Consider the following 26,600-nt stretch of genomic DNA (forward strand, 5'->3'; position numbering starts at 1 on the left):
CCCTGAAAGGGCAGCAGGCAAGTTTCGTTGTAGCGATTCTCAAGTGGTGTTCCGGAGGCAGGACTTGAAGGCCGATCTCGATCTCGTACCTGTCGAACTCACCGTCGTGCTCGGCTCCGCCCGGATGCCGATCTACAAATTGCTGCGCATGGGCCGTGGCGCGATCATCGAACTCAATGCCAGCGAGACCGACGAGGTCCAGATTCTCGCCAACAATCACCCCTTCGCCAAGGGAATCGTCGTCGTCAGCGGCTCGCGCATCTCCGTCGAGATCACGCAGATGCTGAAACGGCCGACGGTCTACACCCTTCAGAGCGTCGCTGCGGCCGCCTGATCGCCTTTTCCTTCGCAATGCCCTTGTGGCGAGGGATTCGATTTGCTAGACCCGCGCCGCTCCGGAGTTCACCGCCTCAGTGCGGATTGCCGGAGCCGTCGCGGTCATGGCGGAATTGGTAGACGCACTACCTTGAGGTGGTAGCGGGGAGACCCGTGGAGGTTCGAGTCCTCTTGACCGCACCAGATTGGGGCACCAGCCCGGCGAACGGCGATCCGCAAGGGTCGCCGTTCGCGTTTCGGGCCCTCGCCGCATGGTTTTCGCCGCGATTCCGCCTTGCTGCGTTGCAACAGCGCGGGGTCGCTGACACAAGAGCGACCGGCACCTCTCGCCGAATCCACCTCTGATCGACACTCGAATGGCGGAGCGGGCCGATGACGGACACCCACAAGGCTTCCGGCGACACGCTCGAACGCCCAATCCGCGACGAGGATGGGGCAATCGATTCCGCACTGGTCGAACAGGTTTCGCAGGCGCTGCTGCTGTCGGACCTGACGACGCTGCGCGCCGTCGTCGCCGATATGCACGAGGCGGATCTCGGCGCGCTGCTCGAGGCGCTGGATACCGAAGAGCGGCCGCGGCTGATCTCTCTGCTCGGCGCCGACTTCGACTTCACCGCCCTGACCGAGGTCGACGATTCGGTCCGTGAGGAGATTCTCGAGGAGCTCTCGGCGCAGACCGTGGCCGAGGGCGTGCGCGACCTCGACACCGACGATGCCGTCTACATCCTCGAGGACCTCGACGACGCCGACAAGAAGGAGGTCCTCGACCGGCTGACGCCGGCTGAGCGCATCGTCCTGCAGCAGGGCCTGGATTATCCCGAGGACAGCGCCGGCCGGCGCATGCAGAGCGAAATCCTCGCCGTGCCCGCCTTCTGGAACGTCGGCCAGACGATCGACCATCTGCGCCAGACCGACAATCTGCCCGAGCGGTTCTTCGAGATCCTGGTCGCCGACCCGGCCCATCACTTCGTCGGCTCGGTGCCGCTCGACCGGCTGCTGCGCAACAAGCGCCCTGTGGCGATCTCGACCCTTGTCGACGAGGACAGCCGCGCCGTGAAGGCGACGGACGACATCGAGGACGTGGCGCGCATGTTCCAGCGCTACAACCTGATCGCGACGCCCGTCGTCGACGACGCCGGGCGTCTGGTCGGCGTGATCACCATCGACGACATCGTCGACGTGATCGAGGAAGCGGCCGACGACGACGTCAAGCAGCTCGGCGGCGTGCGCGCCGACGAAGAGCTCTCCGACCCGGTGCCGCTGATCGCCCGCAGCCGCTTCAGCTGGCTCTTCATCAACCTGGTGACCTCGTTTCTCGCCGCGGCCGTGATGAGCCTGTTCGAAGCACAGCTCTCCCAGGTCGTGGCGCTCGCGATCCTGGCGCCGGTGGTGGCGAGCCAGGGCGGCAACGCCGCCACGCAGACGATGACGGTCGCGGTGCGGGCGCTGGCGACGCAGGAACTCGGCGCCTGGAACATGCGCCGCTTCTTCACTCGCGAGATGATCGTCGGGCTGATCAACGGCGTGGGCTTCGCGCTGATCACCGGCGTGGTCGCTGCCCTCTGGTTCGGCAGCCAGGGCCTCGGCGTCGTCATCGCCATCGCCATGGTGGTCAACCTGCTCGCGGCAGCGATCGCTGGCGTCGTCATCCCCGTCGTGCTCGACCGCTATGAAGTCGACCCGGCGATAGCGTCCGGGACCTTTGTCACGACCGTCACGGACGTCGTCGGCTTCTTCTCGTTCCTGGGCGTCGCAGCGATCTGGCTCGCGCATCGCTGACGCGAGGCATGCTGACGCAGCAGCCCTCCCGGCTGGACCGATTTCGGTAACGTAAACCCGCCGTCAAGTTTTCTCCACGATCTTGCGCGACATGACGTCCCGCCGCATGAAAATCGTCCAGCCCTTGTCCCTCCTCGCCGCTGCGGCTTTCGCGGTCCTCGGCGGTTGCGTCGCGCTGGAGGGCAACTATCCGGCCAAGGGCGATGCACGCCCGCATCCCGGCGTCGCGCAGGCGCACACCTACCCGATTCACGGGATCGACATCTCGCGCTGGCAGGGCGAGATCGACTGGACCGCCGTCAAAGGCGCTGGAACCCGTTTCGTCTACATGAAAGCGACCGAGGGCGGCGACCACATCGATCCGGCCTTTCAGCGCAACTGGGAGGGCGCGCGCCGCGCCGGCATCCCGCGCGGCGCCTATCACTTCGTTTTCTGGTGCCGTCCGGCCCATGAACAGGCGCTCTGGTTCAAGCAGCAGATTCCCAACGATCCCGACGCCTTGCCACCTGTGCTCGACGTCGAATGGAACGGCCATTCGAAGACCTGCCCGCAGAAGATCGACCGCTCGCTGGCGCTGGAGAAGATCCAGCTGATGCTGACCGAGCTCGAACAGCTCACCGGCAAGAAGCCGATCATCTATACCGACATCACCTTCCACAAGGACGTGCTGGAGGGCCAGTTCAACAACTACCCCTACTGGATCCGCTCGACCGCCGCCCTGCCCGAGGCCCGCTACACCGAGCGGCCCTGGGCCTTCTGGCAGTTCACCACCACCGGCCGCGTGCCCGGCATCAAGGGCGATGTCGATCGCAACGCCTTCTTCGGCAATGAGGGCCAGTTCGACGGCTGGCGCCAGGGCGAGTTCGACATCGGCACGCGCCGCTGGGACAAGCCCAAGCCCGTGCCGCCGCAGCCGAGCCCGGGTCCCGAGCGACCTGCGGCACCGACTCCTGCCACCGCGCGGATTCCGGGCAGCATCGCGCCGATCGCGTCGTCGTTCCAGCCGCCCGACGACGAGACAGCGCAGGCCGATTGAGCGCCTGCGGCGGCGGCCATGGCCTGCCGGGTTAACCAAAGCTGAAACAAGCCCGGCGCGTTTGATCCAAATCTAACCGGCTCTTAACCGTCGCATCCGCATCTCGAAGGACGAAGCGGGACAAGGAGTTGCCGGTGCCATCTCGGTTCTTGGAGCGGACGACGATTCTGGGGCGGACGCGATACGGCGCCATCGCGCTCGGCGGCCTGCTGACGTTGCTGTCGACGCCCGCCGCTGCGCTTTACCCCAAGAAGAGCGATTCCGCGCCGCATCACGGCGTCCGCGAGGCACGTCGACAGGCCATCCAGGGCATCGACGTCTCGCGCTGGCAGGGCGAGATCGACTGGGACAAGGTCAAGGACGCCGGCACGCGCTTCGCCTTCATCAAGGCCACCGAGGGCGGCGACCATCTCGATCCGAATTTCCGCCGCAACTGGTCCGAGGCGAAGAAGGCCGGCATCGCACGCGGCGCCTACCACTTCGTCTGGTGGTGCCGCCCGGCGAAGGACCAGGTCCGCTGGATGAAGCGCCACATCCCGCGCGACCCCGACGCGCTGCCGCCCGTGCTCGACGTCGAATGGCAGAACGGCTCGCAATGCGACCGCAAGGTCTCGCGCGAGGATGCCCTTGAAAAGATGCGCATCATGCTCGCGGCCTTGCAGGCGCACACCGGCAAGAAGCCGATCATTTACACCGACATCAACTTCCACGAGGACATCCTCGAGGGCGAGCTCAACGACTATCCCTACTGGCTGCGCTCGACCGCAGCGCCGCTGAAGCATCGCTACAACCGCGAAAAATGGGAATTCTGGCAGTTCACCACGACTGGCCGCGTGCCGGGCATCACCGGCGACGTCGACCGCAATGCCTTTTTCGGCTCCGAGCATGAGTTCACCGCCTGGCGCGAGGGCCGCTTCGACATCGGTGCCCGCACATGGCGTGGCGGCGAGCCGAAGGTCGCAAGAGGCAAGGCGCCGGCAACCTCGGCGGGTTCGCGTGCGCCCAAGGCGGCCGGCGGCACGGCGCTGCGCATCGCCCCGCCGGCGAAGATCCCGCAGCGAACCGCCCACAACGACTGAGGCAGGCAGGCAGCGTCATCGAACTGTCATGGCCCGGGCGCAGGGGTCTCGCTCCTGCCAGCGAGCTCGCCGATCACCATCACGATGCCCTCCCCGACCGCTATTGCCGACGCGCAGTCCAGCATGGGCATCATCTGGGCCTATCGCTTCGATGCCGATGGCGTGCCGACGCTGATCGCGCGCGAGGCCGTGCCCGGCGTCGATCCGTCAGAGGGTTTCGTCTGGATCCATCTCGACCTCGTCCATAGCCGCGCCAAGGCCTGGATCACCGAGCAGTCCTGGCTGCCGGCAGCCGCCGAGGACATGTTCGTTTCGCCGGAAAGCCATCAGCGGCTCGACCATTCCTCCGAGCTCGCCTGGGGCATTGCCCACGACCTCGTCCGCGACATCGCCTCCGATTCCGATCTGGTCGGCGCGTTGTACTGGATCGTCGGCGAGCGGCTGCTGGTCACCGGCCGGCGCGATGCCCTGCAGTCGATCAGGCTTGCAGCCGATGCGCTCAACCGCGGCGAAGCGGTCGAGGGCCCGGTAGCCCTGTTCGAGCAGATCATCGAATACATCATCGACGACGTTACCCGGGCGGTTGTCCGGCTGATGGACGAGACCGACAGCGTCGAGGACCATGTTTTGGCCGATCGGTTTGACGACGCTCCGGCCCGCGTCGGCGCTGTCAGGCGCATGGCGGTGCTCCTGCACCGCCAGATCGGCGGGGTGCATCTGCTGTTTTGCCGCCTCCCCCGGACCCATTCCGGCCGCCAAGCGCCCGAAGAGGTCAAGGCCGCCGCCGCCCGCCTGCTCCAACGCATCGACGGACTGCATCACGACGTCCAGTCGGTGCAGGATCGGGCGAGGCTGCTGCAGGACGAGACGACGGCGCGCACCGCAAGCCAGACCAACAGGCAGCTCTATGTGCTGTCGATCCTGACGGCTCTGTTCATGCCGGCAACCTTCATCACCGGCCTGTTCGGGATCAATGTGAAGGGCCTGCCCTGGATGGAGCACGATCTCGGCGCGTTTTTCGTCGCACTCACCTGCATCGGCGCCGCCCTGCTGACGCTGATCCTGCTGCGGCGCAGGGGCATCATCGGCGGTTGAACGCGGCTATCCGCCCGCCGACAGTCCCGCCCAGCCGTGATAGCCGACATAAAGCCCGACGAGGATGATGAGGCCGCCTGATAGATAGGGCGCCCTCCGAGCGAATTCCCCGAACCATGACCAGCGTCGCGTCGCATGCCGGACGCTGAGCGCAGCCGCAGCGCCGACGGCGACCAGCGTGATCGCCAAGCCGATGGAGAAGCACAGCACCAGCGCGAAGCCCAGTGTCAGTTCCTTCAGCTGCAGGCAGAGCAGCAGCACCGTGATCGCCGCCGGGCAGGGAATCAGTCCGCCGGTCAGGCCGAAGAGCACGATCTGCCAGGTGGTCGCCTCCCGGCCCGTGAAGCGGCGGCGGATATCCTCCGCATGCGCCCGCTCATGCGCATCCTGATGGCCGTCGGCTTCGGCCAGGATGGTCCCTCCCGCAGAGCCGAACGGCACCGCATCGCGAGGTCCATCGTGATGGTGGTAATTGTGGTGGGCGCCGTGCCCGTGGTCGCGCGCATGGTCGTGATCATGATGATAATCATGGTGGTGACCGTGATCATGCGACTGATGTCGCGCCTCCGTCGCCGGATGCTGGTCGCGCCAGGTGCGCCACAGCATCCACAGCGCCAGCGCGATGATCACGCCCGCCGAGGCCAGCTGGAAATAGGGCTCGAACGTCTCCGACGCGACATCGCGCCAGAGATAGAGGCCGCCCAGCGCGATACCCCAGACGACGAGCGTGTGCGACGCCGTAGCCGCCAGCCCGAGCAACACGGCCTGCGTCACCGTCCCTCGGATCGCGATGATGAAAGCCGCCATCATCGTCTTGGAGTGGCCGGGCTCCAGCCCGTGCAGCGCACCGAGCAGGATCGCGCTGGGAACGAACAGCCAGGCCTGCCCGGCCCCCTGCTGGATCAGTTCGGCGAAAGACGGCATCGGCGCCTCACAGATATTTGGTCAGGGCCTTGAGCCCGTCGATGGTGCGCCGCATCTCGGGCGTCGCCGCCTGCCCATGGTCGAACAGGTGATGCTCGATATGGTCGAAGATCAGCAGCTCCTTGACCTTCTCCAGCGCCTTCTCGACCGCCTGGAGCTGCTGCACGACATCGGGCACGTCGCGCCCCGTCTCGACCATCCCGACGACGGTGCCGAGATGCCCCTGCGCCCGGCGCAGGCGCTTGATGATGTCAGGGTTCATCCCGTGGCTCATAACGCCTATCCTATCCCCCTGGATAGGATAGGCAAGCGTCTATACCGTCATGCTCGCCCTAGTGGCGAGCCTCCACGCCTTGACCACCGCACGCGCCGAAGGACAACGTGGATGGCCGGGACAAGCCCGACCATGACGGAAAGGCGCGGCACGGCGTCGATGCCTAAACCCTGTTCGCGCCCGCGCGCACTGACTTGGGCGCCATCCGCGCTATAAGTCGGGAAACGGCGCGCGCCGTCGCCGCGCCGGCCCAACGGGAGGTTCATCATGCTGGCCAACGCGCCGCGCCCCTTCAATTTCGACCTCGGCGAGACCGCCGATGCGATCCGCGACACCGTCCACGCCTTCGCTCAGGACAAGATCGCGCCACGCGCGCAGGAGATCGACGCGACCAACCAGTTCCCGCGCGATCTCTGGCCGCAGATGGGTGCGCTCGGCCTGCACGGCATCACCGTGAAGGAGGAGGATGGCGGCGCGGGGCTGGGCTATCTCGAACATGTCGTGGCGATCGAGGAGATCAGCCGCGCCTCGGCCTCGGTCGGCCTCTCCTACGGCGCCCACTCAAATCTCTGCATCAACCAGATCGCCCGCAACGGCAATGCGGCCCAGAAGGCGAAATACCTGCCCAAACTGATCTCGGGCGAACATGTCGGGGCGCTCGCCATGTCGGAGCCCGGAGCAGGCTCCGACGTCGTCTCGATGAAGACGAAGGCGATCAAGACCGGCGACCGCTATGTCCTGACCGGCAACAAGATGTGGATCACCAACGGGCCGATCGCCGAGACGCTGGTGGTCTATGCTAAGACCGATCCCGAGGCCGGCTCGAAGGGCATCACGGCCTTCCTGATCGAGAAGGGCATGAAGGGCTTCTCGACCCACCAGAAGCTCGACAAGCTCGGCATGCGCGGCTCCGACACCTGCGAACTCGTCTTCGAGGATTGCGAGGTGCCCGAGGAGAACGTGCTGGGCAGCGTCGGACGCGGCGTCAACGTCCTGATGTCGGGCCTCGACTACGAGCGCGTCGTGCTCTCGGCCGGGCCGCTCGGCATCATGCAGGCGGCGCTCGATGTGGTCATGCCCTATGTCCATGAGCGCAAGCAGTTCGGCCAGTCGATCGGCCAGTTCCAGCTCGTCCAGGGCAAGCTCGCCGACATGTATGTGATGATGAACGCCTGCAAGGCCTATGTGTATGCCGTCGCCAAGGCCTGCGACCGCGGCGAGACCACCCGCGAGGACGCCGCCGGCGCGATCCTGATTTCGGCCGAGAAGGCGACCCAGATCGCGCTGGACGCGATCCAGCTCCTGGGCGGCAACGGCTACATCAACGACTATCCCACGGGGCGCCTGCTGCGCGACGCCAAGCTCTACGAGATCGGCGCGGGCACGAGCGAGATCAGGCGGATGCTGATCGGACGGGAGCTGTTTGCGAAGACGAGGTAGGAGGAGAAACACAACCTCGCCGTCATCCCGGACAAGCGGCGAAGCCGCGCCGATCCGGGATCCATGCCGGAACGGTTCAGGCATGGATCCCGGGTCTCCGCTTCGCTCCGCCCGGGATGACGACGCGTTTGATCAGACCATCGCGCAAAAGGCCGAGCCGACCATGCCCCTCTACTTCGCCTACGGCCTCAACATGGACCCCGCCGGCATGGCGCAGCGCTGCCCGCGCTCGCGCGCGCTTGGGCTCGCCCGTCTGCCGCGCCACCGCTTCATGATCACCCGCGATGGCTATGCCTCGGTCGTCCGCGACCCGCGTGAAGAGGTCCACGGTGTGCTCTGGGACTGCGCGCTCGGCGACATCCGCACGCTCGACAAGTTCGAGGAGCTGGCGAGCGGGCTCTACGTCAAGATCAGCCAGCCGGTGATCGTCGAGGGCGGGGCCAAGCGCGCGCTGGTCTATATCGGCCGCTCCGGCGATCCCGGCAGGCCCAAGCCTGGCTACATGGAAACGGTGATCGCCAGCGCCAAACATTGGGCGCTGCCAGAGAGTTATGTAGCCGGCTTGAATCGGTTTCTGAGCAAGCCGAATCTGGATGTGAAGGCGCTGAGCCCGCACATGAGCGACCTGCCGCCCGGCCCGGTGAAGGGCGTGCGACCAAGGGCGCTGGCGCCGAAGTGACGACCAGCCGTCATGCTCGGGCTGGACCCGAGCATCTCCAGCCAAAAAGGGCGCGGCATGAGCGCCCTTTCGTCACGAGATTCTCGGGTCCGCGCAAGGCGCGGCCCGAGAATGACGCCTGGCTACACCGCCAGCCCTTTCGCCAACTCGCTGACCTGCTTCTCGAACAGCCCACGATAGGCGCCGTTCTCGCGCTGGAGCAGGGCTTCATGGGGCCCCTCCTCGACCACGACGCCGCGGTCGAAAACGATGATCCGGTCCATTGCGCGCACCGTCGAGAGCCGGTGCGCCACGACGATTGTCGTCCGGCCCAGCATCAACCGTTCCATCGCCTCCTGGATCAGCGCCTCCGATTCCGAATCGAGGCTCGAGGTCGCCTCGTCCAGGATCAGGATCGGCGCATCGGCGAGGAAGGCGCGCGCGATCGCGACGCGCTGGCGCTCGCCTCCGGAGAGCTTGACGCCGCGCTCGCCGACCAGCGTGGCATAGCCCTTCGGCAGCCGCATGATGAACTCATGCGCGTTGGCAAGCCGCGCTGCCTGCTCGATCTGCGCGAGCGAAGCACCGGGCCGGCCATAGGCGATGTTCTCGGCCAGCGAGCGGTGGAACAGCACCGGCTCCTGCTGCACGATCGCGATCTGCGCGCGCAAGGACACCTGCGTCACGGCCGCGATGTCCTGCCCGTCGACGGCGATGCGTCCCGAGGTGACGTCGTAGAGCCGCTGGATCAGCTTGACGAAGGTCGTCTTGCCCGAGCCCGAGCGCCCAACGAGCCCGACCTTCTCGCCGGCCGCGATCGTCAGAGAGAAGTCGCGGTAAAGCGGCTGGACATGCCCGCCATAGTGGAAGGTCACGTCCTCGAAAGCGATCTCGCCCGCCGTCACTGCCATCGCGGTGGCTCCCCGAACGTCGGCCACGCCATAGGGCTGGTCGTGCATCGCGACCAGCTCCTCCATGTCGTTCACCGAGCGTTGCAGGTTGTGCACGTGCTGGCCGACATCGCGGAGATAGCCATGCACCACCGCATAGCTCGTCAGCACGAAGGCGACGTCGCCGGGCGTGGCTTGCCCATTGGCCCAGAGCCAGATCACCAGGCCGATGACGGCGGCGCGCAGGGCGAGCAGCACCAGCTGCTGCGCCGTGCCCGAGGTCGTGCCGCGTACCCAGGTCCGCCGCGTCCGCAGCGCCCACTTGGCCAGCACCTCGGCGGCCCGTGAATCCTCGCGCAGCTCGGCGCCATAGGCCTTGACCACGGGGTTGCAGGAGATCGCATCGGCCAGCGACCCGCCGAGGCGAGTGTCCCAGCTGTTGGCGAGACGCGCGGCCGGCGCGACATAATTCAGCGAAAGCGCGACGGTGACGCCGACATAGATGAGCGCACCCGCCAGCACGACGAGCCCCATCGCCGGCCAGTGCCAGGCCAGCAGCACGGTCGAGCCAACCAGAACCACGACCGAGGGCAGCAGCGCGATCAGGATCGTGTCGGTGAGCAGGTCGAGCGCCCACATGCCGCGCGTGATCTTGCGCACGGTCGAGCCGGCGAAATTGTTGGCGTGCCAGTCGGTCGAGAAGCGCTGCAGCCGCGCGAAGGCCTCGCTAGCCGTGTCGCCCATGGTGCGCAACGTCATGCCGGTGATGCCGATGAAACCGAGATGGCGGAAGACCACGCCGGCCGCGCCGAGCGCCAGCATGGCGGCGAGCGCCCACAGCGCGGCATCCAGCGCCGACGCGCCCTCGCCCGCGACCGCATCGACGAGACGGCCGGCATAAACAGGCATGAACAAGTCGGCCACGGTGGCAGCCATCATCGAGCCGCCGACGAAGCCGACGGGTCCGGGCCGGCGGGCCCAATGGCGGAAGGTGAAGCCGAGAACAGCCCGGAACGGCTCGGGCCGCCCGGTGCGATCGGGTCGGGACATGGGTGTCTTCGGCTCGCAGGAGAGCCGACTCCGGATCATGCTGCAGACGGCGACGAGCGCCGATCTTCAGCGAAGGGCAGGAAAGCGATGGAAGATGCTCAGGCGCCGCCTCTGGCGGGCCACGGGCGAAACCGGCCTAGCGGCGGGACATTCGCGGCAAGTCAAACTTGCGCGGAGAGCTGACGATGATTGTGAATTTCATTCAGCCCTCCCTGTTGCGTGTGAGCGATGCGCACAAGATGCCGCAGGTAGACGACGCTGGCAAGACGGCTGGCGCGTGTCGCCGGCGGGATGAGGCTTCGCGGCAACAGATGGGCTCGCGGCCGGCCCGACACCGCCGCCCTCGCCGTCCATTACCAAAACAGCGCCAGCAGCCTGATCGCGATCACGATGAGGAATCCGGCGATGACTATTGCGAGCACCTGCTGGCGCTTCGCCCGGTTCGGGAACTGGCGTGCGAAGATCCGCCCCAGCGGCTTGCGGAACAGGAAGGCGACGACGGCCAGGACGATCAGGATGTGGGACAAGGAGGCGGCTCGAACCGTTCAGGACGTGGCGGATCAACCCCGCCTTCATATCCGACACCCTTGTCGGCTCGCGCGAAGCAGGTCAATGCGGAGCACGGCTTCGAATCCAGCGGCGCCTTGGCAAGCAACGACGGACCACGCAATCTGCCCCCCCAGAGGATTGGCATGACCGGCATGATCGGATTCGAGACGCTCGACATCATCGGCGCGGCGTTTTTCGCAGCCTCCTGGATCGGCTACCATTTCGCGGTCGAGATGGGGCCGCATGCTGGCAAGAGCCTGAACATGCGGATGAACCTGCGCCGCGCCCGCTGGATCCGCGAATCGATGGCGCGCGACAACCGCATCGTCGATACGCAGATCATGAACGGCCTGCAGAACGGCACGGCCTTCTTCGCCTCGACCTCGCTGATCGCCATCGGCGGCACGCTGACCCTGCTGCAATCGACCGACCGCGTCGTGGCGTTGTTTTCGGATTTTCCCTTCGGCACGGCGCCGACCCGCGCCGCCTGGGAGATGAAGGTCATCGGCCTGGCGCTGATCTTCGGCTATGCCTTCTTCAAATTCGCCTGGAGCTACCGGCTGTTCAACTACTGCGTCATCCTGCTCGGCTCGCTCCCCCCGGCCAAGAACCACGAGCCGGCCGACGCCGAGCGCGCCGTTCATGAGGCGACCGAGATGAACGTCGCCGGAGGCCGGCATTTCAACCGCGGCCAGCGCGCCTTCTTCTTCGCGCTCGCCTATATGGGCTGGTTCCTGGGGCCGACGACCTTCATCCTCTTTACAGGTGCCGTGCTGGTGGCGATGTACCGGAGGCAGTTCGCCTCCGACGCCGCCCGCGTCTTCCGCTATCCCGACCCCACAAGGCGACCGCCAGAGTCATGACCCAGCCTGACGAAACCGAGCTTGAGGCGACGATTTTGAAACTGGCCGGCCAACGCGGGCAAGGCCGCACGATTTGTCCGTCCGAAGCCGCGCGCGCCATCGGCGGCGATCATCCCGAGGGCTGGGGGCCGCTGATGCAGCCGATCCGCCGCGTCGCCGTCAGATTGATGAAGCAGGGCCGGATCGTCATCACCCGTAAGGGCCGCCCCGTCGATCCGGATGATTTTCGCGGCGTCTACAGGCTGCGGCTGCCGGAGGACGAATAGCGCGCCCTCGCCGCCTCAGGGTCCCGGAAACAGCGCGTCGGTATAGCCTGCCAGCCAGTAGGCCAGCAGCCCGATCCATTCCTTGATGCCGTCTTCGGAAATGACGAGGCCACGTGCGCCCCTGCCATAGGGCCGGACGAAATCTGCCGGCTCGCCTTCCGAGAGATAGTCGACCGGGAAGGCCTCGACCGGAAAGCCCGCCTTGCGGAACACGCCCATCGAGCGCGGCATGTGCCAGGCCGAGGTCACCAAAAGCCAGCGCTCGCCGGGCTTGGGATCGACCAGCCTGCGGGCAAAGACAGCATTCTCCAGCGTATTGCGCGATTTGTCCTCGAGGACGAGGCGGTCGGGCGCCAGCCCCAGCCCGGTGAACATCAGCCGCGCCCCCTCGGCCTCGGTATGGGTCACCGGCGAGATCAGATTGGCGGCGCCACCGGCGAAGACGACCTTTGCCTCCGGGTGCAGCCTGGCGAGCTCGACAGCCTTGGTGATGCGTGCCCCGGCCGAGAGCAGCACGACATCGTCCCGCGCGATCCCGATCGGCCCGCCCAGCACCACGATGCCGGCGACCGGCCCCCTGGCCGCATCCTGCTGCGGAAACCGGTCTTCCAGCGGCCGCACGACGATACGCCCCACCGGGCTGAAGGCCATCAGCACGAGGCCGAGCGCCGCCGCCGCACCGAGCCAGTGCGCGGCTCGCGCGAAGCGCGTGAACGACAACATCGCGCAGAACCCGACGAGCAGGATCACGAAATTCACCGGCGAGAAGACGAACCAGACCAGCTTGGACAGGGTGAAGAACATGCTCTGCCTCCGGGCTGGCGGATAATCCGAGCCCTTCCTAGCCTGCGAAAGCTGACAGGGCGATGATGCCTGAGCTCAGCGGAAGATTTGCGGCGGCGATTGCGGACGGCGCGTCTGCGACGGCGCGGCGCGTTCGAGCTCCAGCGCGCGCAGGGCGACTTCGCGCAGTTCGCAGCCCGCCTGTCGGCCGAGCTGCCAGCCCTCGCGCTGGATCGAGCCGTAAAAGGCGCATTTCTGGGCGATGAAGCCCTCCCAGCTCAGATGCAACGCCGCAAGGCGGCTGCGCTGCCCGGCATCGAGCGTGCGGCCGCTCACCTGCAGCGCCTGCGTCAGGCGCTCGCGCCAAACCGTCTCCTCGCGCCGCGCGCAACTGACCTCGGCCGCGCGCCGGTCGGTACCGGCGGAGCCCAGACAGCCGACGGCAATGGCGCCGATGCAGGACGGCGCGGCTGACCGGTTCTCGCGCAGGCAGGCCGCGAGTTGTGCCCGGTCCGTGCCGAGCGTCGCGCTCGCCTGGGCCAGAGCGGGCGACGTGCCCAATGCCAGCGACGACAGGGCGAGCCCGCCCAAGATTGCGACGAAGAGTGCGGCGGCCATCCCCACGCCCATCGCGGTTGGATCGGGGCGCGAGGGCGTCACCTCAGGCAACAGGCAAGAGCAGCGCCGGCTTGGCGGCCGGGCGGGTGGAGATCGTATCGTACCAGCGCCGGACATGCGGGTGGTCGGCCTGCTCGACGGGCATGTTCAGCCAGCGATGGGCGCCACACCCCACTGTGATATCGGCCATGCCGAAGCGCTCGCCGGCGAGGAAGCTGCGCGTCGCCAGATGCGCGTCCAGGATCCCCATCAGCTTCTCGGCCTTGGCTGCGCTGGCCGCGATCCTCTCCGGATCGACATATCCGGGCACCTTGCGCACCACGCCCCAGAGCACCGGTGTCAGCGCCGGCTGCAGCTCCGACTGTATCCAGTCCATCCACCGATCGGCATCGGCACGCAGCGCCGGGTCCTCCTCCCAGATCCAGCCCGAACCGTAGCGCGCCGCGAGATAGCGCACGATGCTGTTCGACTCCCAGATACAGACCTCGCCATCCTCGAGCACCGGAATCTGGGCGTTGGGATTCTTGGCCAGGAACACGGGCTCCCGCAGGCCGCCGAAAGCGCCGCCGCAATCGATGCGCTCGAAACTCTGCCCGACCTCACCGGCCGCCCAGACGGCCTTCTGGACATTGATGGAGCTGATCCGCCCCCAGATCGTCAACATGCGCGGCGTGACCCTCGTGATCGTCGTCTGACTTGTCCCCGCGCCCCGCTCATTTGGCAAGGCGGCATCGATGTTCTCGCGCTTACTTGAACTCGATGATAACGGCATCCACGGCAAGCGAATCGCCCTGCTTCGCCAGGATTTTGGCGATGGTGGCATCTTTCTCGGCCAGCAGCACGTTTTCCATCTTCATCGCCTCGACCATGCACAGGGCCTCGCCGGCCTTGACCTCCTGGCCGACTGTCACCGAGATCGCCTTGACCACACCGGGCATCGGACAGAGCAGGAATTTGCCGGTATCGGCCGCCACCTTCGTCGGCATCAGCGCCGCGAGCTGCGCCTCCCGCGGGGTGTGGACATGGGCATTGGCGTAAGCGCCGGCATGGCCGAGCGAAAAACCGTTCAGGATCGAGCGCACCTGCGCCGCCACCGCGACGCCGTCGAGCGTGCCGCGCCAGACAGGCTCGCCCGGACGCCAGTCGCTGACAACAGCGAGGCTGCGGGAACCGAAGCCGATCACCACCGCCTCGCCCTGCTCGCTCACCTGCCCCTCGAACCGCTCCCCACCCAGCACGACGACGCGCGTGCGTTCGAAGGCGACTTTGCGCCAGCCCTCCATCTGCGCGCTGACATGGCGCTTGCGCTGGTTGAGCTTGTGGTCGCAGGCAATGGCGATCGCAGCCATCCGCAACGCGATCTCGCCAGCCGGCGCCGGCAAAGAGAAGCCCTCGGGGAATTCCTCGGCGATGAAGCCGGTCGAGAGTTCGCCCGCGATCCAGCGCGGATGATGCATCAGCGCCGAGACGAAGGGAATGTTGTGGCGGATGCCCTCGATCGCGAAGGCGTCGAGCGCGCGAGCCTGCGCCTCGATCGCGGCTTCGCGCGTCGGCGCATGCGTCACCAGCTTGGCGATCATCGGGTCGTAATAGATCGAGATCTCGCCGCCCTCGAACACGCCTGTATCGTTGCGCACCATCGCGTCGCCATCGGGCCCCTCCACGGGAGGCCGATAAGTCACCAGCCGCCCCGTCGAGGGCAGGAAGCCGCGCGTCGGGTCCTCGGCATAGACGCGGGATTCGACCGCCCAGCCGTTCAGCTTCACCTCATCCTGGGTCAGGGCGAGCTTCTCGCCATAAGCGACGCGGATCATCTGCTCGACCAGATCGATCCCGGTGATCATCTCGGTGACCGGATGCTCGACCTGGAGCCGCGTGTTCATCTCGAGAAAATAGAACGACTTGTCCTGGCCCGCGACGAATTCGACCGTGCCGGCCGAGTCGTAGTTCACCGCCTTGGCCAGCGCGACGGCCTGCTCGCCCATCTTGCGGCGCGTCGCCTCGTCGAGCAGCGGCGACGGCGCCTCCTCGACGACCTTCTGGTTGCGGCGCTGGATCGAGCATTCGCGCTCGCCGAGATAGATGACGTTGCCGTGCTTGTCGCCCAGCACCTGGATCTCGATATGGCGGGGATCGACGATGAACTTCTCGACGAAGACGCGGTCGTCGCCGAAGGACGAGGCGGCTTCCGACTTCGCCCGCGCGAAGCCCTCGGCGACCTCCCCGGCGGAATGGGCGATGCGCATGCCCTTGCCGCCGCCGCCGGCCGAGGCCTTGATCATCACCGGATAGCCGATCGCATCGGCGATGGTGACCGCGTGCTCGGGGCTCTCGATGATGCCGAGATGGCCGGGAACGGTCGAGACATTGGCCGCGGCTGCGGCCTTCTTCGATTCGATCTTGTCGCCCATCGCCGCGATGGCGCCGGGATTGGGGCCGATGAAAACGATGCCGTTGTCCTTCAACGCCTGGGCGAAGGCCTCGCGCTCGGACAGGAAACCGTAGCCTGGATGAACGGCCTGCGCGCCCGTCGCCTTGCAGGCGTCGATGATCTTCTCGATCACGAGATATGACTTCGACGCCTCGGGCGGCCCGATATGCACCGCCTCGTCCGCCATCTCGACATGCAGCGCGTCGCGGTCCGCATCCGAATAGACCGCGACGGTCTTGATGCCCATGCGCCGCGCCGTCTTGATGACCCGGCAGGCGATCTCGCCACGGTTCGCGATCAGGATCTTCGTGAACATGCGTGGCGTCTCCCCCGGCCGTTGATCAGCCCGGAGCATGTCGTCGTCCGAAAACCGGTACCCACTTTCCGGCGACATGCTCTGGATGCTCAGTTAGAGCATGTCGGACAAAACCGGCTACCGGTTTTTCGCACAGCCCCAACAGCAAAATCCGGACCGCCGCGCCCGGCTGGCACGTCGGTCCGGGACTGGGTTTATGGGACGCCGCGCGCGGCGTCCACTGATGCGAAAGTCGGCTATCGGCCGAGCGCTCGTACGGATACGGCGCGGGCGATCAGCTCGCCAGCAACACGCGCTCGGGGCAGAAGCGGGCCGGCGTGGCCAGCCCCTTGCTGAGCGCGAAGCCGATCAGGGCCTCGTCGCAGCGCTCGGCCTCGCGGACGATCTCGAAGGCGATGCGCCGCGCCGTTTCCGTCGGCCCCTCGCCGGCCGAGAGCGTCGTCACGAGCCAGTGCGCCTTGTCGCGCTCAATGACGCCAGTCGGACGGTTCTGCCAGACCGCGAAATCGACGACCAGCGCCACCAGATAGTCACCGAACGCTGCGCAGCGCTCCGGCACCGCCCGGTCGAGCGCGACCAGCACATCGACCTCATCGCGCGTCAACGCGCCGTCGACCAGAATATCGCGCTGAAGAAACTTGACGTCTTCATCGTCGATCGCGCGACAATCCATCACGCGATCGACGAATTCACGAAGCTCATGACCAATCATTGTTCGACCCCTGTCCGGCGTTGTTTTGTGCCGGTACGTTCCTGCTGTAGGAACACCATGGATCGACGCTCGCCATCAGGTGGTTAACGGCCAAATCTGAACGCGTGTTCAGGTTAAACGGGCCTGAGCGGACGTGGTTGCGAGGACGTTACTATTCGGGCAGCCCAAGCCGGTACCGGCCCGCGACGTGGAGCCGTCATTCTCGGGCGCAGAGAAGCGCAGACCCGAGAATCTCATGACAGAAGAACACTGGTTTCCGAGATGCTCGGGTCAAGCCCGAGCATGACGTCGCACGTCAGACCGGCTCACCAACAGCGACGGAATTCTGCAGACCCAGCACGCCCGGCAGCGCTGCGAAGTCGTCGAGCACATGCCGCGCGCCCAGCGCGACCAGGCTCCCGACCGGCTGGAACCCCCAGGAGACCGCGACCGGCGCGACGCCGGCAGCGACCGCCATCTCGATGTCGAAGGAACTGTCGCCGACCATCGCGGTGCGCTCCGGTGCGGCACCCGTCTCCGCCATCGCCCGCAGGATCATGCCGGGATGCGGCTTCGAGGGCGCGTCATCGGCCGTCTGGATCGTGGCGAACAGGCCCTGCCAGCCATGACGCTCGATGATGTAGTCGGCGCCACGGCGGGATTTCCCCGTCGCGATGCCGAGCGAGAGCCCCTGCCTCCGCGCCAGCAGCGCCAGCGTCTCCGCGACGCCGGCAAACAGCGGCTCGTCCAGCGCGGCATCCGTCTCGGCCTGCCGCCGCATCGCGCCGAAGACCTCGCGATAAGTCTCGGTCAGAATTTCGTCAGGCTGGTCGAGACCGGCAAGCCGCATCAGCGCGACGTTCAGCGTCAATCCGACGACGCCCAGCCCGGCCTCGCGACCGGGATGGACGAGTCCATGCCGTCCGAAGGTCTCAACCTGCGCTGCAAGGAGGATCGCCTCCGAGTTGATCAGCGTGCCGTCGAGATCGAAGATGATGAGGTCCATGGCGGCGCTGTAGCCCGGATCGCCGGTGCGATCCACTGCGCAGCGGTCATGGCACACCCTCCTCAGGCCCGGCGGCAACGCTCACTCACGAGCGCGCTTCGCGGGCGCAGGCATCGATCGCCTTGCGCAGATCGTCGCCATCGAGGCCCTTGCCGCGCGCCTCTTTGCGGCATTCGGCCCGCTGGGCGAGGTCGGGACGCTTCGCATTGAAACAGGCCACGAGCGCGGCTGTGCGGGTCGAGCCCGTAAGATTGCGGCCGTCGACCTCCTCCTTGCAGGCGGCGCGCGTCGCCACCGCAGTCGGCTTGCCGTCGCGGGTCACGCCGTCGCGGGCATAGAGCTGCACGCCGGGGAACTTCGCCTGGATACAGTCGCGCATGGCCGCGCGCAGATCTTCACCGGACAGCGCGACATGCTCGGCCAGACAATCCTGCCGGGCCTTGGCTCGCTCGGCACGCGGCACGGGCTCGTCAGCGGAGGCAGCAGCAGGCGCGGCGGGGCTTTGCGCGACGGCGGGAAAGGAGGCGGTGAGAACGAGGCCGGCAAGCAGGAAGGCGAAACGGATCATCGGAACACCTGCGTCAGATTGATGGGAACACAATGAGAACATAATCTCGTTTGTTCCGCAATCGTTCTCTTCGCGATTCTCGGACGACGCGAAGCGCAGATCCGAGAATCGCGATCAGGAGAGGCCCGGGCAAGCCCGAGCATGACGCGACATCACTCGTCCGGCGCGTCCACGATCGGATCGTAAGGCGCGTCCTCGAAGCCGAGCAGGTTCCAGGACTGGCGCATATGCGGCGGCAGCGGCGCGCTGACGTCGATCGTGCCCTTGCCGCGCGGATGCGGCAGCACGATGCGACGTGCCAGCAGGTGCAGCTTGTTCTGGATGCCGCCAGGCAATTCCCAGTTCTTGATGTTGAAATACTTGGGATCGCCGACGATCGGATGGCCGATATGGGCGGCATGGGCGCGCAGCTGATGCGTGCGCCCAGTGACCGGCTTCAGCGACAGCCAGGCGAGCTTCTGCGCCGCGGTCTCGACCACGGCGTAATAGGTCACGGCATGCATCGCTCCGTCGTCGCCATGCTGGGCGACCGCCATGCGCTGGTCGCCGTCATAGGCCTCCTCGCGGGCGAGATAGGTCGAGACCCGCCCCTGGCGCACGCGGGGCACGCCCGCCACCAGCGCCCAATAGACCTTGCGGGCGGAGCGCGAGCGGAAGGTCTTGGCGAGCGTCGCAGCCGCAAAGCGCGATTTGGCGATGACGAGGCAGCCTGCCGTATCCTTGTCGAGCCGGTGGACGAGGCGCGGCTTCTGCCCGCTCTTGTCGGTCAGCACGTCGAGCATCTGGTCGACATGGCGCGTCGTGCCCGAGCCGCCCTGCACCGCCAACCCCGCCGGCTTGTTGAGGACGATGACGTCGTCGTCCTCGTAGAGGGTGATCGAGCGCAGGAAGCCGAGCGTGTCGTCATCGGCCTTGAGCGAGCGCGGCCGGCTCTCCTGCGGCTCGAGCTTGAGCGGCGGGATGCGCACCGTCTGGCCCTCTTCGAGCCGGTCCTTGCTGTCGGCGCGCTTGCCGTTGACGCGCAGTTCGCCCTTGCGGACGATGCGCTGGATATGGCTGAAGGAGAGCTGCGGGAAGCGGCTTTCGAGGAAGCGGTCGATCCGCATCTCGTTCTCGTCGGCGGTGACGACGAGCTGCTGCACACCGGTGGCGAGCACCTGCGCGGTTTCGGCCTTGACCTCGGCACGCGTCGGCGCGTCGCTCACCGGCGCCTTGCGCGTGGGCGCGGACCTGGCTGAAGGTTTCGATGCGGACGGCGTTGCCGGCTGGGCTGCAGGCTTTCTCGGCCCGGCAGCGCGCGGGACGGGATGGTGCGGCGCCGGATTGCGCGTCGGCTCGGTGCGGATCTCGGCCTCCTCGCGCTCCGGACGCGGCCGCGCAACAGCTCGCGCCGAGCGGCGCGCATCGTGGCTCGGCCGCTTGGCCTTGCCACCAGGGCCGCGGGGCGCGCCTGCTGCCGCTGGCCTGCCGCCACGCTTCGGGCCAGCGCTCCTGCCGCCTGGCCCCTTCCCGCCAGCCCCGTTGCCGCCCACGCCCTTGCCACCAGTTCTCATGACAGGCTCCGGACGAGTGCGAGGCCGGCACACAGCGCCACCAGCGAGAGGACGACGGAACCGATGACGTAGAGCGAGGCCAGCCCGGCCTCGCCGCGCTCCCACAGGAGCACTGCATCGAGCGAGAAGGCCGAGAAGGTGGTGAAGCCACCGAGGATGCCCGTGGTCAGGAACAGCCGGACATGCTGCGACCAGCCGGCTTGCGTCTTGAAGGCGAGCCAACCGGCGATCAGCCCCATCAGGGCGGACCCCAGCACGTTGATCAGCAGCGTCCCGGCAGGAAAGCCGATGCCGAACCAGCGCGGCGCCAGGAGATTGACGCCATGCCGCAGCGTGCCGCCGATACCGGCGCCCAGAAAAACGAGACAAGTGGAGATCATGGCTCTGCAATAGCCAGCGCGCTTGTTCCGCACAAACGAATTCGGCCTGTTGCCGGGCCGCGATTGACTCGCGCCGCTCGAAACCCGCTTCATGACATCCGGGCCGGGGGGCGAAGATGACGATGCGGGAGGGGGTAAGCGACGCGGCCGATCAACGGCCCCTCTTGTCTCGCCTTGCCCTGATTCTGGCCCTGGCGGGAGCCCCGCTGGCGCTGGAGGACGCACAGGCCGCCTCGCCGAGGCCGCAGCCCGCAAGGGCTCCCGCGCTGGCCCGCAGCTGCGTCATCAAGCCTCCCGACGTCAGCCCGCTCTTCCCATCCGCCGAAGCCCCCGAGACCGCCGGCACGGACGACAGCAAGGACGCGGGGGATGACGACGACGATGAGGATGACGGCGACGAGGCCGTGCCGGGCCTCGTGCTGCCGGGCTCGGCGACCTGCCTGGCGATCTCCGGCACGGTCAATGCCGGATTGCAGTATGACAGCTACCGCATTCCCAAGGCTGGCGATGCGGCGCCGAGGCCGGCCTATTCATGGCCGACCAGCGCCTCCTTTCGGATCGCGACCTCGCAGGACCTGGCCTCGGGCCTGCGCGTCGGCACCGCGTTCGAGATGATGCTGGCTCCGAGCAAGGATGCACCCGATACGGTGACGATCTCGGAGGCGACGGTCACGGTCGGGACGATGACCTTCGGACTGGCGGATTCCCGCTTCAGTTTCTGGACCGGCGACGAATTCGCCTTCAGCGCCCGCCTCCCCGGCCGCAATGTCGGCCTGATCGCCTGGGAGCGCGACCTCACCGAGCGCTGGAACCTGGCGCTCTCCCTCGAGGACCCGACGCTGGCGACGACGGCGACGATCCCGACCGTGAACGGCCGCGTCCCCGATGGCATCGCCCGCCTCACCTATGTGAACGGGCCTCTGACGCTGCATCTCGCTGGCGCGCTGCGCGACGTGCCCGCCTCGGCCTCCGGCTTCGGCCGCGCCGGGATCGTCGGCGTCACCTACGAGGTCGAGGTCGGCGGCAGTCCGGGCAGCCTCACCGCGCAGATCGCGGGCGCCATCGAGGGCGCGGCCTATATCGGCTCGTCCCTCGATGCCGCGATCGCGCGGCAAATCCTCGTGCCCGCCGATTCGACCCGCGGATTTTCGGCCGTCATTGCCGCGCGCCGCGAATGGACCGACGAATGGGCCAGCAACATCTATCTCAGCCGCTATCAGATCTCTGTGCCCTTCGTCGATCAGAGCAAGGGCAAGCTCAGGATCGATCGCATCGCCGCCAACCTCGTCTGGACGCCGGTGGACGGCTTCAAGGCCGGGCTCGAGGGGTCGATCGCCCAGACCAACGTCGCGCTCGCCAGCCGCGTCGTGCCGGCGTCGCTGGGCGGGCGCCTGCTCTCGGCCCAGCTCTTCATCGAGCGGGCGTTCTGAGGGGCGGCGCCCGCGTCAGCAGGCTACGGCTTCGGCCCGCGCCTCAACAGCGCAGCCACATAGAGCTCGAAGACGATGGTCAGCACGATGAAGACGAGCGCGATCACAAAGGCGACGACCCAATAGGCGGGATCGTCTTTGGCCACGAACCAGCCCGCGATCAGCGAGGGAACGATCAGGAGAAGGCGCGCAATGAGGGAGATCATGGTCGCTCCGGTCGAGGCGCCCGTAGCTGACGCTGCTGCATAAGCTAGGCTGCGGCCATCACGCCGCTTTGCGATCGATCAAGCCTCGCGGGAGAGCGCTCAGCCCTCCCCCCGCTCCAGCCTCAGCTTCTCCCAGTACTCCAGCCGCTTGCGGATCTCGCGTTCGAAGCCGCGCTCGGGCGGGTCGTAGAAGTGCTGGCGGCCGAGCGCGTCGGGCCAGTAGTCCTGGCCGGAGAAGGCGTCGGGCGCGTCGTGGTCGTAGGAGTAGTCCGCGCCGTAGCCTTCCTGCTTCATCAGCTTGGTCGGCGCGTTCAGGATGGTTTTTGGCGGCATCAGCGAGCCGCGCTCGGCCGCGACCTTGCGCGCCGCCTTGTAGGCCTTGTAGGCCGCGTTCGATTTCGGCGCGGTCGCCAGATAGATCACGGTGTTGGCGAGAGCGAGTTCGCCTTCCGGCGAGCCGAGCTGCTCATAGGTCTCGGTGGCGGCGCGCGCATGCACCAGCGCCTGCGGATCGGCCAGCCCGATATCCTCGACCGCCATCCGCACCAGACGCCGTGCCAGGAAACGCGGATCCTCGCCAGCATCGAGCATGCGGGCGAAGTAGTAGAGCGCGGCATCGGGATCGGAGCCGCGGATCGTCTTGTGCAGGGCCGAGATCAGGTTGTAGTGGCCGTCCTGCGCCTTGTCGTAGATCGGTGCGCGACGCTGGATCACCTCGGCCAGCCCCGCCTCGTCGAAGATTTCGTCGGGCTTGGCGGCGCGCCAAAGCTCCTCGGCCAGCGTCAGCACGGCGCGTCCGTCACCATCGGCGAATCGCGCGAGCGCCAGCCTCGCCTCCGGCGTCAGCGGCAGCTCGCGCTTCTCCAGCAATTCGGCACGGCCGAGCAGGAACAAAAGCGAGCCCTCGTCGAGCGACTTGAAGGTCAGCACGCGGGCGCGCGACAGGAGCGCGGCATTCAGCGCGAAGGACGGATTCTCGGTGGTGGCGCCCACCAGTGTGATCGTGCCGTCCTCCATCACGGGGAGGAAAGCGTCGAGCTGGGCGCGGTTGAAGCGGTGGATCTCGTCGACGAAGAGCAGCGTGCCCTTGCCGCCGAGCCTGCGCCCGCGCGCCGATTCGAAGACCTTCTTGAGATCGGCGATGCCGGAGAAGATCGCGCTGATCTGTTCGAAACCGAGATCGACCTGCCCCGCCAACAGCCGCGCCACCGTCGTCTTGCCGGTGCCGGGCGGCCCCCAGAAGATCAGGCTGCCGAGCGAGCCGGAATGCACCAGCCGCGTCAGCGCGCCGTCCAGCCCGGTCAGATGGTCCTGGCCTGCGACCTCGGCCAGCGTCGTCGGGCGCAGGCGGTCGGCGAGCGGGCGCGGGCCGGACTTGTCCAGCCCCGAGGCGGCGAAGAGATCGCTCATGGCAACTCGCCTGTCATTCCGGGGCGGGCCGAAGGTCCGAACCCGGAACCCACGACCGGGCGACACCGTGGCAACGCCCGCCGACACCTCTCACCCGGTCGTGGGTTCCGGGTTCTTCGCCGCGCGAAGCCCCGGAATGACAGAGCATCATTGCTCATCCCGGGAAGACCGAGGTCACGCTCTGGCCGCCGCGCGAGATCGTCACCTCCCAGGAGCGCTTGCGCTCCTTCATTGCCGCCTCGACATCGCGCGACCGGACCATGCGCTCGCCGTTCAGGGCCTGGATGATGTCGCCCTTCTGGAAGCCGACGCGGGCGGCCGTGCTGCCCTCCTCGATCTCGGCGACCACGACGCCATCCGTGCCGGCATCGATCGACAGCTCCTCGGCCAGCGCCGGCGACAGGTTCATCACGGTGAGACCCGCCAGAGGCGAGCGGCCCGACAGCGTCACCGGCTCGCGCGGCCGCAATTCGGGAGCCGGGATCAGCCTCACGGGGATGACAATCCGCTTGCCTCCACGCAGGACGCCGAGCGTGGTCACGCCGCCCAGAGGCCGGGTCGCGAAGCGATAGCCGAAGGATTCTGGATCATCGACGCCGATACCGTCGACAGCCAGGATTACGTCGGAGCGCTGCAGGCCACCTTCGGCCGCAGGTCCCTTCTCGACGACGCTGGCCACGACCGAGCCGGCCGGGCGGTCGAGCCCGAGCCCGTCGGCGACGTCGGCCGTCAGGGCCTGGAGACGCGCCCCGAACCAGGGCCTGCGCACCGTCTTGGCGCCGGCCTTGGCGCTTTCCAGCACGACGCGCACCATTGATGATGGAATCGCGAAGCCGATGCCGACGCTGCCGCCCGAGCGCGAGAAGATCGCGGTGTTGATGCCGACGACACGGCCCTGCATGTCGACGAGCGCGCCGCCGGAATTGCCGGGATTGATCGCGGCATCAGTCTGGATGAAGGACTGTGCGTCGCCGACCCCGATCTGCGTGCGGGCGAGCGCCGAGACGATGCCCTGCGTCACCGTCTGGCCGACGCCGAAGGGGTTGCCGATCGCCAGCACGATGTCGCCGATCTCGACCTTGTCGGAATCGGCAAGCTCGATCGCGGTCAGATCATTGACAGGCTTGATCTTGAGCACCGCGAGATCGGTGCGCGGGTCGCGCAGCAGGATTGTCGCCTCGACCTCGCGCTTGTCGGCGAAGGCGACCTTGACCTCGCTCATGCCCTCGATGACGTGGTTGTTGGTGACGACGAGCCCGCTCGCATCGACAACCACGCCCGAACCGAGCGAGCGCTGCACCCGCTCCTGCGGCACGCCGAAGCCGCCATCACCGAAGAAGCGGCGGAAGAACGGGTCGTCCATGAAGGGATTGCGCGGCTGCTTCTCGACCCGCGCGCCATAGACGTTCACCACGGCGCCCGCGCTCTTCTTCACGACGCGGGAGAAGGACAGCGAGATCTCCTGGCGCGACTCGGGCACCTGCTTGAGCTGCGCACCCGCAGGGCCTGCAGCAAGCCCGAGCACAAACGCCAGCGCGAGGGCGCAGGCGGCCGAGGGGGGCCGGAATCGCATGAAACGTTTGATCATTCCTGTCCTCGCGATGAAACAAAGGCGTGGGGGCAACGTTTCAACTCCACGATCGATCCATGGACGCCACCCGTCGCCGTTCCCTGCCGAGGGTCTGGTTCAGCCCAAGATCACCGGTCACTGGCGTCGAAAGGACGGCCCATGAGCTTGATCCGACTTGTCTATGCCAGCCAAAGCCGGCTCGTCGAGGCCAATCGTCAAGCCGAGTTGGACAGGATCATCGAAAGCGCCCGCCGCCTCAACGGCCGCGACGGCATCACCGGCTTCCTTCTCGCCACCACCAGCGCCTTCGCACAGGTGCTGGAAGGTGATCGCGCGACCGTCGCGGAGACCTATGGCCGGATCGTGACCGATCCCCGCCATGAGCAGGTCCGGCTGCTGGCGGAAAACCCGATCGACCGGCGCGGATTTCCGCAGTGGTCGATGGGCCTCGCCGAGCGCGACGAGACCACGATGTTCATCTTCGGACTCTATGGCGTGACGCCCGAGGACGACCTGCCCCGGCACGCGGCCGAGGATCTCGTCGATCTGGCCGGCGAGCTCTCGCGCCAGCGCGCCTGACGGCTTTCGCCGTCGATCACTTGTCGCTGAGCAGGACGCGATACTTCTCGATCTCTTTGGGAACCATCGCCGCGACGAAGGCCGGTGTCATCTCTTCGGGCGTCGGCACCACCGATGACAGGTCCTTGAACCGGCCCTGCAGATTCTGGCTCGCCAGCGCTGTCTTCAGCGCCGCGTTCAGCTTGGCGACGATCGGCTCGGGCGTGTTCTTCGGCACGAAGATCGCGTTCCAACCCTGTGCCTGGAAGCCCGGCAACCCGGCCTCCGTCGAGGTCGGGATTTCCGGCAGGCTCGCCAGCCGCGACGGCGTGGCGACGGCGAGCGGTTTGACCTTCTCGCCCATCACCGCGCCCGATAACGAGGTCGCCGCGTCACAAACGCCGTCGATCTGCCCCCCCATCAGGTCGTTCAGCGCCGGTCCCGCGCCGCGATAGCTCACCAGCGCGACATCCACGCCAGCCGCCTTGATGAAAGTCCGGCAGATCAGATAGTTCGACGAGCCGACACCGGCATGGCCGAGGCTGACCTTGCCCGGATTGGCCTTGGCATAGGCGACGAACTCCATCAGCGTCTTGGCCGGGAAATCGAGCTTCAGCGCGATCATCGGCGAGGTCTTGGCGACAAGCCCGACCGGCGCGAAATCGGCGTTGGTGTATTTCAGGTCGGGATAGATCGAGTAGGAGGCGGCATTCGTGCCGCTGTTGCCGATCACGATGGTGTAGCCGTCGGGCTCCGCCTTGGCGGCCCGCGACAGCGCGGTGGCCCCGCCCGCCCCGCCCCCGGTCGCCCCCCCGGCGCGCCGCCCGTGCCCCCCCCCCCC

At 67.1% G+C, this 26,600-nt stretch carries 28 protein-coding genes and 1 tRNA gene; 12 read left to right on the top strand and 17 right to left on the bottom strand.

Features of this window, described 5'->3' with window-relative positions:
• Positions 1-64 precede the first annotated feature (64 nt).
• The 6 genes from AE618_RS09715 to AE618_RS09740 all read left to right on the top strand — a co-directional run bounded on the left by AE618_RS09715 (position 65) and on the right by AE618_RS09740 (position 5,325).
• Positions 65-334: a FliM/FliN family flagellar motor switch protein gene (locus AE618_RS09715; protein ID WP_054208848.1), complete on the top strand. Its 270-nt coding sequence runs from the start codon at positions 65-67 to the stop codon at positions 332-334.
• Between the two features lie 100 nt (positions 335-434).
• Positions 435-519: transfer RNA gene (locus AE618_RS09720), tRNA-Leu, on the top strand.
• A gap of 189 nt (positions 520-708) precedes the next feature.
• Entirely contained in the window at positions 709-2,115 is a 1,407-nt protein-coding gene (gene mgtE, locus AE618_RS09725) for a magnesium transporter (RefSeq protein WP_054208849.1), read from the top strand.
• A gap of 91 nt (positions 2,116-2,206) precedes the next feature.
• A complete protein-coding gene (locus tag AE618_RS09730; protein WP_082365135.1) occupies positions 2,207-3,151 on the top strand; it encodes a glycoside hydrolase family 25 protein in 945 nt (314 codons plus the stop codon).
• Between the two features lie 134 nt (positions 3,152-3,285).
• Complete coding sequence (locus AE618_RS09735) at positions 3,286-4,230, top strand: glycoside hydrolase family 25 protein (RefSeq protein ID WP_248310809.1); 945 nt, start codon at positions 3,286-3,288, stop codon at positions 4,228-4,230.
• An 84-nt stretch (positions 4,231-4,314) separates the two neighbouring features.
• Positions 4,315-5,325 carry a CorA family divalent cation transporter gene (locus tag AE618_RS09740; RefSeq protein ID WP_082365136.1) on the top strand — a complete coding sequence of 337 codons (1,011 nt, stop codon included), beginning with the start codon at positions 4,315-4,317 and terminating at the stop codon, positions 5,323-5,325.
• Between the two features lie 6 nt (positions 5,326-5,331).
• On the opposite strand, the gene AE618_RS09745 is transcribed toward AE618_RS09740, so the two are convergent.
• Both AE618_RS09745 and AE618_RS09750 read right to left on the bottom strand, forming a co-directional pair.
• Positions 5,332-6,249 (bottom strand): nickel/cobalt efflux transporter, encoded by a 918-nt coding sequence (locus tag AE618_RS09745; RefSeq protein ID WP_054208852.1) that lies wholly within the window; start codon positions 6,247-6,249, stop codon positions 5,332-5,334.
• A 7-nt stretch (positions 6,250-6,256) separates the two neighbouring features.
• Positions 6,257-6,511, bottom strand: coding sequence for a metal-sensing transcriptional repressor (locus AE618_RS09750; RefSeq protein WP_248310810.1), 255 nt, complete (start codon positions 6,509-6,511; stop codon positions 6,257-6,259).
• 279 nt (positions 6,512-6,790) lie between these two features.
• On the opposite strand from AE618_RS09750, the gene AE618_RS09755 reads away from it, so the two are divergent.
• Together AE618_RS09755 and AE618_RS09760 are read left to right on the top strand one after the other, a co-directional pair.
• On the top strand, positions 6,791-7,963 hold the full coding sequence (locus AE618_RS09755) for an isovaleryl-CoA dehydrogenase (protein WP_054208854.1): 1,173 nt from the start codon (positions 6,791-6,793) through the stop codon (positions 7,961-7,963).
• 163 nt (positions 7,964-8,126) lie between these two features.
• Entirely contained in the window at positions 8,127-8,642 is a 516-nt protein-coding gene (locus AE618_RS09760) for a gamma-glutamylcyclotransferase family protein (RefSeq protein ID WP_082365146.1), read from the top strand.
• Between the two features lie 122 nt (positions 8,643-8,764).
• Here AE618_RS09760 and AE618_RS09765 read toward each other — a convergent pair whose 3' ends face one another.
• Together AE618_RS09765 and AE618_RS27915 are read right to left on the bottom strand one after the other, a co-directional pair.
• Complete coding sequence (locus AE618_RS09765; RefSeq protein ID WP_054208855.1) at positions 8,765-10,561, bottom strand: ABC transporter ATP-binding protein; 1,797 nt, start codon at positions 10,559-10,561, stop codon at positions 8,765-8,767.
• A gap of 353 nt (positions 10,562-10,914) precedes the next feature.
• Positions 10,915-11,088: a hypothetical protein gene (locus AE618_RS27915; protein ID WP_156330189.1), complete on the bottom strand. Its 174-nt coding sequence runs from the start codon at positions 11,086-11,088 to the stop codon at positions 10,915-10,917.
• A gap of 165 nt (positions 11,089-11,253) precedes the next feature.
• Here AE618_RS27915 and AE618_RS09770 point away from each other — a divergent pair, with 165 nt between their 5' ends.
• Positions 11,254-11,973 (top strand): DUF599 domain-containing protein, encoded by a 720-nt coding sequence (locus AE618_RS09770; protein WP_432704496.1) that lies wholly within the window; start codon positions 11,254-11,256, stop codon positions 11,971-11,973.
• Positions 11,970-12,239, top strand: coding sequence for a DUF3253 domain-containing protein (locus AE618_RS09775; protein WP_054208856.1), 270 nt, complete (start codon positions 11,970-11,972; stop codon positions 12,237-12,239). The genes AE618_RS09770 and AE618_RS09775 overlap by 4 nt, the downstream gene beginning before the upstream one ends.
• A gap of 15 nt (positions 12,240-12,254) precedes the next feature.
• Here the strand turns inward: AE618_RS09775 and AE618_RS09780 are convergent, their stop codons facing one another.
• From AE618_RS09780 to crcB, 9 genes are all read right to left on the bottom strand, one after another.
• Positions 12,255-13,043, bottom strand: coding sequence for a YdcF family protein (locus AE618_RS09780; protein WP_054208857.1), 789 nt, complete (start codon positions 13,041-13,043; stop codon positions 12,255-12,257).
• A gap of 75 nt (positions 13,044-13,118) precedes the next feature.
• A complete protein-coding gene (locus tag AE618_RS09785) occupies positions 13,119-13,640 on the bottom strand; it encodes a hypothetical protein (protein ID WP_156330190.1) in 522 nt (173 codons plus the stop codon).
• 43 nt (positions 13,641-13,683) lie between these two features.
• A complete protein-coding gene (locus AE618_RS09790) occupies positions 13,684-14,304 on the bottom strand; it encodes a glutathione S-transferase family protein (protein ID WP_054208859.1) in 621 nt (206 codons plus the stop codon).
• A gap of 82 nt (positions 14,305-14,386) precedes the next feature.
• A complete protein-coding gene (locus tag AE618_RS09795; RefSeq protein WP_054208860.1) occupies positions 14,387-16,387 on the bottom strand; it encodes an acetyl-CoA carboxylase biotin carboxylase subunit in 2,001 nt (666 codons plus the stop codon).
• Between the two features lie 274 nt (positions 16,388-16,661).
• A complete protein-coding gene (locus tag AE618_RS09800) occupies positions 16,662-17,060 on the bottom strand; it encodes a hypothetical protein (protein ID WP_156330191.1) in 399 nt (132 codons plus the stop codon).
• A 334-nt stretch (positions 17,061-17,394) separates the two neighbouring features.
• Positions 17,395-18,120 carry an HAD-IA family hydrolase gene (locus AE618_RS09805; RefSeq protein ID WP_156330192.1) on the bottom strand — a complete coding sequence of 242 codons (726 nt, stop codon included), beginning with the start codon at positions 18,118-18,120 and terminating at the stop codon, positions 17,395-17,397.
• 49 nt (positions 18,121-18,169) lie between these two features.
• A complete protein-coding gene (locus AE618_RS09810; RefSeq protein ID WP_054208862.1) occupies positions 18,170-18,652 on the bottom strand; it encodes a hypothetical protein in 483 nt (160 codons plus the stop codon).
• Between the two features lie 152 nt (positions 18,653-18,804).
• Positions 18,805-20,205 carry an RluA family pseudouridine synthase gene (locus AE618_RS09815; RefSeq protein ID WP_054208863.1) on the bottom strand — a complete coding sequence of 467 codons (1,401 nt, stop codon included), beginning with the start codon at positions 20,203-20,205 and terminating at the stop codon, positions 18,805-18,807.
• Positions 20,202-20,585: a fluoride efflux transporter CrcB gene (gene crcB / locus AE618_RS09820; protein ID WP_082365137.1), complete on the bottom strand. Its 384-nt coding sequence runs from the start codon at positions 20,583-20,585 to the stop codon at positions 20,202-20,204. The genes AE618_RS09815 and crcB overlap by 4 nt, the downstream gene beginning before the upstream one ends.
• A gap of 164 nt (positions 20,586-20,749) precedes the next feature.
• On the opposite strand from crcB, the gene AE618_RS09825 reads away from it, so the two are divergent.
• Entirely contained in the window at positions 20,750-22,015 is a 1,266-nt protein-coding gene (locus AE618_RS09825) for a hypothetical protein (RefSeq protein ID WP_156330193.1), read from the top strand.
• Between the two features lie 23 nt (positions 22,016-22,038).
• On the opposite strand, the gene AE618_RS09830 is transcribed toward AE618_RS09825, so the two are convergent.
• The 3 genes from AE618_RS09830 to AE618_RS09840 form a co-directional block, all read right to left on the bottom strand.
• A complete protein-coding gene (locus AE618_RS09830; protein WP_054208865.1) occupies positions 22,039-22,221 on the bottom strand; it encodes a hypothetical protein in 183 nt (60 codons plus the stop codon).
• Between the two features lie 99 nt (positions 22,222-22,320).
• Positions 22,321-23,631, bottom strand: a complete 1,311-nt coding sequence (locus tag AE618_RS09835) for a replication-associated recombination protein A (protein ID WP_054208866.1) — start codon at positions 23,629-23,631, stop codon at positions 22,321-22,323.
• A 154-nt stretch (positions 23,632-23,785) separates the two neighbouring features.
• Positions 23,786-25,204, bottom strand: a complete 1,419-nt coding sequence (locus AE618_RS09840; RefSeq protein ID WP_054208901.1) for a DegQ family serine endoprotease — start codon at positions 25,202-25,204, stop codon at positions 23,786-23,788.
• Positions 25,205-25,360: 156 nt separating this feature from the next.
• Here AE618_RS09840 and AE618_RS09845 point away from each other — a divergent pair, with 156 nt between their 5' ends.
• On the top strand, positions 25,361-25,780 hold the full coding sequence (locus AE618_RS09845; protein ID WP_054208867.1) for a BLUF domain-containing protein: 420 nt from the start codon (positions 25,361-25,363) through the stop codon (positions 25,778-25,780).
• A 16-nt stretch (positions 25,781-25,796) separates the two neighbouring features.
• On the opposite strand, the gene AE618_RS09850 is transcribed toward AE618_RS09845, so the two are convergent.
• Positions 25,797-26,600, bottom strand: an 804-nt coding sequence (locus AE618_RS09850) for a tripartite tricarboxylate transporter substrate-binding protein (protein ID WP_082365147.1), incomplete at its 5' end; no start/stop codon positions are given.

The organism is Allobosea vaviloviae, assembly GCF_001298265.1.
Classification (GTDB): domain Bacteria; phylum Pseudomonadota; class Alphaproteobacteria; order Rhizobiales; family Beijerinckiaceae; genus Allobosea; species Allobosea vaviloviae_B.